Raw genomic sequence first — 11,420 nt, 5'->3', positions numbered from 1 at the left:
CACGGCGGCGTCGTCACCGCGGTGCCAGCGTTCGGCGATCGACACGGCCAGGGGGGCGCACCACCATTCGGCCTCGTCATCGAGCATGCGGGATCCGGCTGCCGCAACGAGTGCGTCGATGCGCGCTGTGCCCAGTTGTCGCTCCGCTTCGCGCGCGATCGCCTCATTCGCGGTCAATCGTCGGGCCGGGCTCCGGTCCGAGTGCACCAGTCCTGCGGTGATGAGAGCTTCGAGCCTCGTCGGGGACACGAACCGCGTGGCGACCGAGAACTCGACGTGAGGCAGCCGATTGAGGAATGCGAGGCACTCCTGGTCGCCCTCGGCGAGATCCCCGGTGTGAAGCTTCAGGGCGACGGACAGACGGCTGTGAGGTGGGGTGTCGCGGATGGCGGCGAAGGGGTCCCGACCCGCGGCGACCGCGCCCACCGCTTCGGCGACGAGTTCGCGGAGCAGCGTTCGAGAGCCGTCCGCGCGCCAGAGGATGGCGCCGCAGATCGTGGCATCCAGAGTCGAGGCTCCCGGCAGCACCGCGAGCAGCTGCTCGCTGTCGGTCGGGGTGAGTTCCGAGAGGTCCAGACGCTCGGCGAGCCCGTCGAGCCACAGACTCAGCATGGTCTGACCGACACCAGAGGCATCGAGGTCGACGCGCCGAGCCCGGGCGCGGGGAATGAGGAGCGTCGCGAGCAGGGTGACACGACCGTCCGCCACGCAGCGGGCGAGGAATCGCGCGGAATCGACGTCGAGAGTGTGCACATCGTCCACAAGGACGACGACGCCACCGTCCGGCACACGCCCGCGTCTCAGTTCGACGATGCGCGGGTCGCCGACGGCGTCGAGCGCGCCGAAGGGCACGTCCGAGAGCACGGCCGAGGGGCGGACGACGGCGGCGGCGACTCCGTGTGCGGCGAGGTCGCCGGCGACCGCGCGCAAGAGGTGGCTGCGGCCGCTTCCGCGCGCACCGGCCACGATGACCGACGTCCCCGCGAGCAGAGATCCGGCCAGTGCCGTCGCGTCGCGGTCAGCCCCGATGAGGGGCTCGGACCACGTCCACGATCGGCCTTCCCGCACGACTTCTCCTTCAGGGCGCGTCCGCGCACACACGGACGGACGCGAGGCGACCCGCGTCCAGCCCACGCTATCGAGACACCGTTTTCCCGTCCGTCCCGCGAACGCAGAGTTGCGCCCGATTCGCGAGGCGGGCCGTCACGGCTGTGGGGGAGTCGCGGCGTTTAGACTTGCTCCCATCATGACCACCCCCGTTTCGACCCCGACGCTGATCGCGCCGTCCCCCGCCGCGCAGGGCAGCGACGGACCGCGCACGTACGAAGTCCGCACCTTCGGCTGCCAGATGAACGTGCACGACTCCGAGCGCCTCTCCGGCTCGCTCGAGAGCGCCGGCTACGTCAGAGCCGAAGCGGGAACAGAAGCCGACGTGGTCGTCATCAACACCTGCGCCGTCCGTGACAATGCGGCGGGCAAGTTGTACGGCACGCTGGGCCACTTGAAGTCGCGCAAGGACGCCCACGCGGGCATGCAGATCGCCGTCGGCGGGTGCCTCGCCCAGATGGACAAGGACGCCGTGCAGCAGAAGGCCCCCTGGGTCGACGTCGTGTTCGGCACCCACAACATGGGGTCGCTCCCCGGCATGCTCGAGCGTGCACGCCACAACGGCGAAGCCGAGCTCGAGATCCTCGAGTCCCTCGAGATCTTCCCCTCCACCCTGCCCACCAAGCGCGACTCCGTCCACAGCGGCTGGGTCTCGATCTCGGTCGGATGCAACAACACGTGCACGTTCTGCATCGTGCCGAGCCTGCGCGGCAAAGAGAAGGACCGTCGCCCCGGTGGCATCCTGAACGAGATCCGCCTGCTCGTCGATGACGGTGCGATCGAGGTCACACTGCTCGGCCAGAACGTGAACTCCTACGGCGTGGAGTTCGGTGACCGCCTCGCGTTCGGCAAGCTCCTGCGTGCCGCGGGCGAGATCGAGGGGCTCGAGCGCATCCGCTTCACGAGCCCTCACCCGGCTGCCTTCACCGACGACGTCATCGCCGCGATGGCCGAGACCCCGGCGGTCATGCCGCAGCTGCACATGCCCCTGCAGTCCGGTTCCGACCGCATTCTCAAGGCCATGAGGCGCTCGTACCGCAGCGAGAAGTTCCTCGGCATCCTGGACCGCGTGCGGGAGCGCATCCCGCACGCCGCGATCACCACGGACATCATCGTGGGTTTCCCCGGCGAGACCGAAGAAGACTTCCAAGAGACCCTGCGGGTCGTCGAGGCGGCGCGCTTCTCCAGTGCGTTCACCTTCCAGTACTCGATCCGCGAGGGCACACCGGCGGCGACCATGGCCGACCAGGTGCCGAAGGCCGTCGTGCAGGAGCGCTACGAGCGTCTCATCGCCCTGCAGGATCGCATCAGCGCCGAAGAGAACCAGAAGCAGCTCGGCCGCACCCTCGAGGTGCTCGTCTCCACGGGCGAGGGGAAGAAAGACGCCGAGACGCACCGCCTGACCGGCCGCGCCGAAGACAATCGGCTCGTGCACTTCGAGCTGCCCGCGGGCTCGCCCGTTCCTCGTCCCGGCGACGTCGTGTCGGTCACAGTGACCCACGCCGCGCCCTTCCATCTCCTCGCCGACGCACCCGACGGCGCCCCGCTGAGGATCCGTCGCACGCGCGCCGGCGATGCGTGGGACCGCTCGCAGGCCGAGTCGTGCGGGGTCCCGGCACCCGCGGGCGAAAGCGGAGCCCCGCGCGCGGTGTCGCTCGGCCTTCCCACCCTTCGCGTCGGCGTGTGACCGCCCCGGCCCTGTGGGCCGTCGTCGGTGCCACCGGGACCGGCAAGACGGGGCTCTCTCTCGATCTCGCGGAGGCGCTCGCGGCCCGCGGCCGTCCGGCCGAGATCGTCAACGCCGACGCGATGCAGCTGTATCGCGGCATGGACATCGGTACCGCCAAGCTTCCCGAGGCGGAGCGCCGTGGCATCCCTCATCATCTCTTCGACGCGCTCGCGGTGACCGACGAGGCCGCGGTGGCGTGGTACCAGGATGCCGCGCGCGCGGCGATCCGCGAGATTCACACCCGTGGTGCCGACGCGATTCTCGTGGGGGGATCGGGCCTGTACGTCTCGGGGGTGCTGTGGGACTTCCGCTTCCCCCCGCGCGACGAGGCCCTCCGCGCCGCGCTCGAGGACGAGCTGGAACGTCACGGTTCCGGAGTCCTCTATGCGCGCTTGCGCGAAGCGGATCCGGTCGCCGCCGAGCGCATCGATCCCCGCAACGGACGCCGTGTCGTGCGTGCACTCGAGGTGCTCGCTCAGGGCGGTGAGACGCACGGCGGTGCTCTTCCGGAGGCGCCGGAGTTCTGGCATCCGGAGACCCGCATCGTCGCCACCTCGATCGTCCGCGAGGAGCTCGTGGCGCTCCTCGATGCGCGCGTCGAGGGGATGTGGGCCGCGGGTCTCGTCGATGAGGTCGAGGCGCTGCGAGCGGAAGGCCTCGAGCGAGGAGTGACCGCCGGGCGCGCGATCGGTTACGCCCAGGCCCTCGCTCAGCTGCGCGGTGATCTCACCCGCGACGAGGCGATCGCCGAGACGCAGGCGCTCACCCGCCGCTATGCCCGTCGCCAGGTGTCGTGGTTCCGCCGTTACGACGGCGCGTGGTGGGTCGACGCCCGAACCGTGGATGCCACGGCCCTGGCCGCCGACCGAGAGGAACGATCGTGACCGTCGAGATCCGCGCGTTCGACATCGCCGACGAGGACGCCGTCGTCGCGCTGTGGGAGGAAGCCGGTCTGACCCGGCCCTGGAACGATCCGCACGCTGACATCCGGCGCAAGCTCACCGTCCAGCCCGAGCTCTTCCTCGTCGCGGTCGACGGGGATGCGGTCGTGGGGAGCGTCATGGCCGGGTACGACGGGCATCGCGGGTGGCTGTACTACCTCGCCACGGCCGGTACGCACCGGGGTCAGCGCCTCGGGGCGGCGCTGGTCGCCGAGGCGGAGCGTCTGCTTGAGGCGATGGGGTGCCCGAAGGTGCAGCTCATGGTGCGGCCCGACAACAGCGGCGCCCGGGGGTTCTACCACGCCCTGGGATACGAGCCCTTCGACACCTGGGCCACGGGCAAGCGGCTCATCGTCGACGGTCCGGGCGGTCCGCCCGCGCCGACGGCGTGACTCTGCCGCGTCCCAGAAAGCCGCGTCCCAGAGAGCCGCGTCCCTAGACTGGAGTCATGTCGACCATCGCGTTCACCAAGGGCCACGGCACGGGCAACGACTTCGTGATCATCTCCGACCCCGACGGCGAACTCGAGCTGCGCGACGAGCAGGTCGCGGTGCTGTGCGACCGCCACTTCGGCATCGGAGCCGATGGCCTGCTGCGCGTCGTCCGCGCGGCCGCGATCGACGAGGGCGCGGAGGCGGTGGCATCCGGTGTCGAGTGGTTCATGGACTACCGCAACGCCGACGGGTCCAAGGCCGAGATGTGCGGCAACGGCACGCGGGTCTTCGCCCGGTACCTGAGCGACACGGGGCTCGCGACCCTCGACGGGGGATTGCGCATCGGCACGCGCGCGGGCGTGAAGACCCTCACGCGCAGCGAACGCGGTTACGAGGTCGATCTCGGCGCTTTCGCGATCGAGGCCGACGACACCCTCGTCCGTGCGAAGGGACTTCCCGTCGCGCGTCCCGGTGTGGGCATCGACGTCGGCAACCCGCACGTGGTGGTGGCGGTGGCATCGGATGCCGAGCTCGAGGCGTTGGACCTCACCTACCAACCCGTGCTCGACCCGGCCCCGCGCCACGGAGCGAACGTCGAGTTCGTCGTCCCCGCCGATCCGCTCGTCCAGGAGGGCGTCGGAGCGATCCGTCTTCGCGTGTTCGAGCGGGGCGTCGGCGAGACGCTGAGCTGCGGCACCGGGGTCGCCGCGGCCGCGCTCGCCGTGCGGCACTGGGCAGGCTCGGCCGCGCCCGACGTCTGGACGGTCGACACTCCGGGTGGCACCCTGGGCGTCCGGGTGGCCGGGGGGCACGTGTTCCTCTCGGGTCCCGCGTCACTGGTCTTCACGGGTGAGGTCGCGCTGGCCTGAGCGCAGCGCGCGGGCGTTCCGCGCTCGCGGAGACCGCGTGGCGGCACCGCGTTGCGAGACCGCGTCGCGAGACCGCGTCGCGACACCGGGCGAGGTCTCGGGTCGCGGCCGATCGCCGCGGCATCCGGCCGCGCCGACAGACGCCGCGTCAGGCGATGACGTCGATCGGCTCGCTCGGCGGCGAGCCGTGGCGGCGCACGCGCAGCACGCGGAAGCCGCGTCCGGTCGCCGCACGCTGAACGCTGTAGCCCGGCGCGAAGGTCGCGGCGAGCCACCGCTGCAGCGAGTCCGAACCCAGGTTGCGCTGCACGACGAACCACCCGTCCGACCGCTCGGACAGGCGCGGAATCCAGTGTTCGAGCATGTTGTGCAGCTCGCTCTTGCCCACGCGGATCGGCGGATTCGAGCGGATGGTGCGGAACGAGACGTCCTCGGGAACATCCTCGGGACGCACGGCGTTGATGTTCGTGAGGCCGAGTGACTCGGCATTGCGCCTCACGAGATCGAGAGCACGCTCGTTGACGTCGACCGCCCACACGGTCGCGTGCGGTGACGCGAGCGCGAGCGACAGCGAGATCGGACCCCACCCGCACCCCAGGTCGAGGAAGTGCCCACCGGCGGGAGGGGGTGGCGTGTTGGCGAGGAGCACCGAGGTCCCGGCATCCACATGGTCGGGACTGAAGACTCCGCCTGCCGTGACGACCTCGAGGTCACGACCGGCAAGCGTCACACGGATGCGGCGGAGCTGTTCGGGACTCGACGGCGACGCGCTGAAATAGTGCTCGCTGCCCATTCCGACAGAGTAACGGACCCGGCTCTCCGACGCCGGGGACGACTAAAGTGCGAGAACGAGCGGGAGAGCCCGCCCACGAAAGGAACACATGACCGAACAGACCACACCCCCGAGCACGGACGCGGCCCCGGTGGACCCGGTGGACCGCGTGCTGTCGCGCGCCGAAGCGCACCGCGGGGTCCGGGTCTTCGGTGCAGCACAGGCCCTGCAGGACGCCGCAACGGCGTACGGGGGCAACACCGACGGCGATCAATGGGATCGCGAGGAGCGCGCCGCGCTGCGTCGTGTTCCCGGCCTGTCGACCGAGCTCGAAGACGTCACCGAGGTCGAGTACCGCCAACTGCGGCTCGAGAACGTGGTGCTCGTCGGCGTCCACCCGCAGGGGTATCAGGCGGATGCCGAGAACTCCCTCCGCGAACTGGCCGCGCTCGCCGAGACGGCCGGCGCGGTCGTGCTCGACGGTGTGCTCCAGCGCCGACCGCATCCCGATCCGGCGACGTACGTCGGTCGAGGAAAAGCCGAGGAGCTGCGCGACATCGTCGCCGCCGTGGGCGCCGACACCGTCATCGCCGACACCGAACTGGCGCCCAGTCAGCGCCGCGCGCTCGAAGACGTGGTGAAGGTCAAGGTCATCGACCGCACGACGGTCATCCTCGACATCTTCAGCCAGCACGCGAAGAGCCGAGAGGGTAAGGCCCAGGTCGAGCTCGCTCAGCTCGAGTACCTGCTTCCCCGCCTGCGCGGGTGGGGTGAGTCGATGTCTCGGCAGGCCGGTGGACAGGTCGGCGCCGGCGGCGCGGGCATGGGATCGCGCGGTCCGGGTGAGACGAAGATCGAGCTCGATCGCCGTCGCATCCGCACCAAGATGGCGCTGCTGCGCAAGCAGCTGCGCGACTTCGCTCCCGCGCGGGCGGCCAAGCGTGCCGAGCGCAAGCGCCACACGATCCCGTCCGTCGCCATCGCCGGGTACACCAACGCCGGCAAGTCGAGCCTGCTCAACCGCCTCACGAGCGCCGGTGTGCTCGTCGAGAACGCGCTGTTCGCCACCCTGGATGCCACGGTCCGCCGCTCCGAGACGACCGACGGTCGCGTGTACACGCTGACCGACACGGTCGGTTTCGTGCGCAACCTGCCGCACCAGCTCGTCGAGGCCTTCCGCTCGACGCTGGAAGAGGTGGGCGACGCCGACGTGATCCTGCACGTCGTGGACGCCTCGCACCCCGACCCGGCCGCGCAGCTCGCGACGGTTCGTGACGTGATGGGCGACGTCGAGGCCGACTTCGGCCACGAGATCGTCGTGTTCAACAAGGCCGACCTCGTCAGCGACGATGATCGCCTCGTGCTGCGCGGGCTCGCCCCGAGAGCGCACTTCGTCTCGTCGCGCACGGGAGAGGGCATCGATGAGCTTCGCGCCGCGATCGAGGAGGCCCTCCCGCTTCCCGCCGTCGAGGTGCAGGCCGTCGTTCCGTACGACCGCGGCGACCTCGTGTCGGCGGTGCACGAGAGCGGCTTGATCGTGGCGCAGGAGCACCGCGAGACCGGAACCTTCCTGCACGCGCACGTGGGTGCGCGACTGGCGGCCGAACTCGAGCCGTACGCGGCCTGACCCCGGGATCCCCGTGCTTCGGCGCGGGGGTCCCGGCCCTCACGGGGCCTCTCGACGGTGGAGCATCGGGGCCGCGCGCACCCGCGGGACGTGCCACGCTTCGAAGGTGTCATCACCCGACCCGCTGCTCTTCGCGGTCGAGTCCCGCGCCCGTCGGGACGGCTGAGCCTTCCGGCACGTCGAGGTGCGATGCCCGGCGGGGATGCCGGCGAGCCCCGGTGGTCTCAGCCGAGATCGAGTGCGGGGACCCCCGGTGTCTCGAAACCGAACACGGCGCCCAGGAACCCGAGTTCGCGCTCGAGCGAGTCGATCACGGTCTCCGCGCGGCGGAAACCGTGTCCCTCGCCCTCGTAGAGCACGTACGCGTACGGCACGCTGTGGGCCGCCAGGGCGTCTCGGATCGCCTCGGCCTGCGAGGGAGGGACGACCCGGTCTTCTGAGCCCTGCAGGATGAGCAAGGGAACACGGAACCGCTCGGGATGGGTGAGCGGGGATCGTTCGATGTAGACGTTCTCGGCGTCGGGGAGAGCGCCGATGAGCCCGTCGAGGTAGCGCGCCTCGAAATCGTGGGTGTCTTCCGCCAGCGCGCGTGCGTCACCCACGCCGTAGCGGGAGATGCCGGCCGAGAACACGTCGGTGTTCGTCACCGCGGCGAGCACGGTCCAGCCCCCGGCCGAGCCGCCGGCGATGGCGAGGCGATCAGGGTCGGCGAGTCCCGCGTCGGCGAGAGCGGACGCTGCGGCCGCGACATCATCGACGTCGACGACACCCCACTGCCCCTTCAGACGATCCCGATAGGCGCGGCCGTAACCGGTGGAACCTCCGTAGTTCACGTCGAGGACGCCGATCCCGCGGCTTGTGAAGAACGCCGTCTTCGCCGAGGGAGCCGGTCCGACGTGCGAGGTGGGACCCCCGTGCACGAGAACGACGTACGGCGGGCGCTCGTCGTCCGGGGCAGTGACCTCGGGATTGGTCGGCGCGTAGGCGAAGGCGTGCACGGTACCGTGCGGCCCCTCGGTTTCGAGGGCGCGGGCCGTCGGCATCCATTCGTCTCCCCATGAGCCCGCTCCGCCCGTGACGAGATCGACGCTGCCGGCGGCGAGGTCGACGAGCCAGAGACCCGAGCGGCCGCCCGCGTCGGACCCCGACACCAGCACCCGCGTACCGCGTGCGTCGTCGACCGCGGCGCCCGACACGGCGGGGACCTCCAGCGGACGGACCCCGGACGGGGCGATCTCGACGACCTCGTCGCCGCCGTCGGTCCGCACGGCGACGATGCGGCCGTCGTCGGTGGCGCCGAACCACCGTGTCCCGAGCACCCAGAGCCCACCGCCGGTGTCGGCGTCGGCGGGGGCGACCGCCTGGGCGTCGCCGTCGAGGGGGTGGCGGAACAGGTTCCACCGACCGTCGGGGTCATCGGCGTAGAGCAGTTCGTCGTCGCCGATCCAGACCGGTTGCAGGGGAGCGCGGTTCGCGCCCCCGGCGATGTCGCGCACCGTGCCCGTGTCGAGGTCGGCGACGCGGATGATCGTGGCGTCCCACGGCATGTCGGGGTGGTTCCACGCGACCCAGGCGAGGCGTCGTCCGTCGGGCGACAGCGCGGGCTGGGCGAGGAAGTCGCTCCCGGCGGCGAGGACCTCGCCGGCCCCCTCGCCATCGACGGCGATGCGGACGATCGCGCGCGCGGGGACGCGGTCGGAACCGTGGGTCTCGCGCACGGCGAGGAGGACGCCGTGCTCGAACCGGAGGCCGCCGTGACGCACGGCCTCGTCGGCGGGGGTGAGGGGGCGCGCCGTGCCGCCCGGTCGGAGCGCGTACACGCGCTGGTCGGTCTTCTCGACGTAGAACAGCTCGCCGTCGTCGGATGCCGTCCACGCGCCTCCGCCGTACTCGTGCACCGCCGAGCGGGCGTTGGCGGGAGCGGGGAGCACGGTCTCGATGGTTCCGTCGGCGCGGCGCCGTTTCACCGCGACGCGCCCCGCTTCGGCGGGCACGGACTCGCCCCACCACACCTCGTCAGCCACCAGCCGTGCGCCGTCGATACGCGGCGAGGACTGCGCCACCGACTCGGGCGTGATCGGTGACGGCCAGGAACCGTAGGGGAGGGTGTCTGCCATGCATCCACTCTAAGGAGGGGCGCCGACACCCGTCTCGCCCGTCCTCACTGCGAGACGGTGCGCTTCTGCAGGCCCAGACTTCCCACCCAGTCGCGGATGACCTGGCGCTGCGCATCATCGCACGTGTAGCCGTAGCCCACGCTCACTTCCCAGTAGGAGGAGCTGTCGATGGGCACCACGTGGTCCAACGTCCATCCGTCGAGGAAGGTCAGCGCGTAGCAGTCCGCCATCGTCTCCGCATTCCCTCCGAAGGCGGTGAGCGCGGATGCCGTGGCTTCGGGGTTGGTGAACTGCAGCACGTGCGAGTACTCGTGGTACGCGACCCCGGTGCGCATCCAGTCCGTCAGTGTCGAGGTGTTGCGGGTGTCGCTGCTGACGTGGACGACGAAGGGATCTGCGCTCGAGACGCAGGCCATCGCCTCGAGGCCGCACGGGCGGTTGCTCTCGTCGTACGCCATGGTCACCCACCCGTGACCGAGCGAGTCGAGCGCGGCTTCCCACGGGCTCCCCGTCGCGTTCGTCGAGCCCACGGAGCGCGCGGCCTCCACGCGGTTGGCCAGCTTCGTCGTGAACATCTTGACGTCGGTGATGTCACGTTCCATCGTCACGACGCTCTCGCGGTGCGCCCAGGCGCTGTGGGCGAACCCCTCGACCTCGCTCCAGGACACGAGCGACGCGTACGGGAGGCCCACGAGCGGATCGATCGTCGCGTAGAGCTCCTGCATGGCCGCGCCGAACTGCTCCTTGCGATCGAGCTGCGCCCGCTGCTCCTCGAGCTCACGCTGCTGGTCGTTTATCTGCTGCTGTTGGTCCAGGATCTGCTGCTGGGATGCGGCGAGTTGCGCGCTGAGCCAGAAGAACCCCGCACTTGCGGCGACGACGAGCAGTGCGAGGCCCGAACCGAGGATGACGGTGCTCCGGCGGGGCCGCGACCGGGGGGCGGGCGGGTGGTCCTCGCCGGGAGCGCGCGTCTCGGTGGGTGCCGGTGCCGGCTCGGCGGCACCGAGGGCGGTGGGTGCCGGGGCGTCACCCTCGGCGGAAGAAGGGTCGCCAGGGGCGGGGTTGGTAGACACGGGGCTCGCTTCCGATTGCGCTTTCGGTCATGGTAACGGCCGGATGCGGCCATCCGTCGTCGCCGCAAGATCGCCGGGCGTCGGCGTCGGATGCTCAGCTGCGCGGCCCGTGCGCCGTGCGACGATGACGTCCACCGCGAGGAGGAGGACCCCCGCGCCGAAGACCACGCCGGACGACCCGACGAGTGACGTCAACAGTTGGCGGACGATGGCGGCGACGCCCGCGGGATCGAGACCGCCGGCGGCGGCCGTCCTGGCGACGACGGTGGGCGCCACAGCCGCACCGATCAGAAGGATTCCGGAACCGACGACGATCGCCAGTCCGGTGCCGATGATCGCACGTCCCCGTCTCTGTTCGACGAGGGCCCCGCCCGCGAGGAGGACGACCGCCAAGGCGGGTAGCAGCACGCCCGCCGCGGTGACGAGGGCGTAGCCGGCGCGCAACATGCGCAACGGCGCGCCGTCGCCGACGATGACCACGTGATCGACCCTCGGGATGAGAGCCGCCACGGGGGAGCCCTGCAGACTCAGTTCGTCGGTGATCGCCGACACCACCCCGCCGACCTGTACCCCGAGGCCGTCCGGAGTCAGCACGATGATGCCGCCGCCGTCCGACGTCGCGCCGAACACGAGAGCGCGGTGGGAGGTGTGCACCACCGCGGCCCAGACGCTCGAGAAGCGGTCCGAGTGGACCACTTCCGTCACGGCGCGCTCCGTGAGCGAACGCGCCGCCGCCGCGGTCGGGCGGCCG

8 protein-coding genes and 2 pseudogenes are annotated in these 11,420 nt (G+C 71.0%); 5 read left to right on the top strand and 5 right to left on the bottom strand.

Annotation, left to right across the window (positions count from 1 at the left end; translation table 11 throughout):
- Positions 1 to 1,068 (bottom strand): annotated as a pseudogene (locus tag P2P98_RS07535) (hypothetical protein); the annotation flags it as partial.
- A 178-nt stretch (positions 1,069 to 1,246) separates the two neighbouring features.
- Between P2P98_RS07535 and miaB the strand changes: the two are divergent.
- The 4 genes from miaB to dapF are packed head-to-tail and all read left to right on the top strand — an operon-like array spanning position 1,247 to position 5,080.
- Positions 1,247 to 2,794, top strand: coding sequence for a tRNA (N6-isopentenyl adenosine(37)-C2)-methylthiotransferase MiaB (gene miaB, locus P2P98_RS07530; protein WP_275798659.1), 1,548 nt, complete (start codon positions 1,247 to 1,249; stop codon positions 2,792 to 2,794).
- Positions 2,791 to 3,720, top strand: coding sequence for a tRNA (adenosine(37)-N6)-dimethylallyltransferase MiaA (gene miaA, locus P2P98_RS07525; protein WP_275798657.1), 930 nt, complete (start codon positions 2,791 to 2,793; stop codon positions 3,718 to 3,720). The genes miaB and miaA overlap by 4 nt, the downstream gene beginning before the upstream one ends.
- Positions 3,717 to 4,169, top strand: coding sequence for a GNAT family acetyltransferase (locus tag P2P98_RS07520; protein WP_275798655.1), 453 nt, complete (start codon positions 3,717 to 3,719; stop codon positions 4,167 to 4,169). The genes miaA and P2P98_RS07520 overlap by 4 nt, the downstream gene beginning before the upstream one ends.
- A 56-nt stretch (positions 4,170 to 4,225) precedes the next feature.
- Positions 4,226 to 5,080 (top strand): diaminopimelate epimerase, encoded by an 855-nt coding sequence (dapF, locus tag P2P98_RS07515; protein ID WP_275798654.1) that lies wholly within the window; start codon positions 4,226 to 4,228, stop codon positions 5,078 to 5,080.
- 148 nt (positions 5,081 to 5,228) lie between these two features.
- Here the strand turns inward: dapF and P2P98_RS07510 are convergent, their stop codons facing one another.
- Positions 5,229 to 5,873 (bottom strand): methyltransferase, encoded by a 645-nt coding sequence (locus P2P98_RS07510; protein ID WP_275798652.1) that lies wholly within the window; start codon positions 5,871 to 5,873, stop codon positions 5,229 to 5,231.
- Between the two features lie 88 nt (positions 5,874 to 5,961).
- Here P2P98_RS07510 and hflX point away from each other — a divergent pair, with 88 nt between their 5' ends.
- Positions 5,962 to 7,479 (top strand): GTPase HflX, encoded by a 1,518-nt coding sequence (gene hflX / locus P2P98_RS07505; protein ID WP_275798650.1) that lies wholly within the window; start codon positions 5,962 to 5,964, stop codon positions 7,477 to 7,479.
- Between the two features lie 224 nt (positions 7,480 to 7,703).
- Here the strand turns inward: hflX and P2P98_RS07500 are convergent, their stop codons facing one another.
- The 3 genes and pseudogenes from P2P98_RS07500 to P2P98_RS07490 form a co-directional block, all read right to left on the bottom strand.
- Positions 7,704 to 9,596, bottom strand: coding sequence for a prolyl oligopeptidase family serine peptidase (locus tag P2P98_RS07500; protein ID WP_275798648.1), 1,893 nt, complete (start codon positions 9,594 to 9,596; stop codon positions 7,704 to 7,706).
- Positions 9,597 to 9,640: 44 nt separating this feature from the next.
- On the bottom strand, positions 9,641 to 10,669 hold the full coding sequence (locus P2P98_RS07495; RefSeq protein ID WP_275798646.1) for a hypothetical protein: 1,029 nt from the start codon (positions 10,667 to 10,669) through the stop codon (positions 9,641 to 9,643).
- A gap of 27 nt (positions 10,670 to 10,696) precedes the next feature.
- Positions 10,697 to 11,420: pseudogene (locus tag P2P98_RS07490) on the bottom strand (hypothetical protein); the annotation flags it as partial.

It is taken from the genome of Microbacterium sp. Kw_RZR3 (assembly GCF_029222405.1).
Classification (GTDB): Bacteria; Actinomycetota; Actinomycetes; order Actinomycetales; family Microbacteriaceae; genus Microbacterium.
Note: the sequence above shows the minus strand (reverse complement) of the source record. Positions and strands in the feature narration are given on the sequence as shown.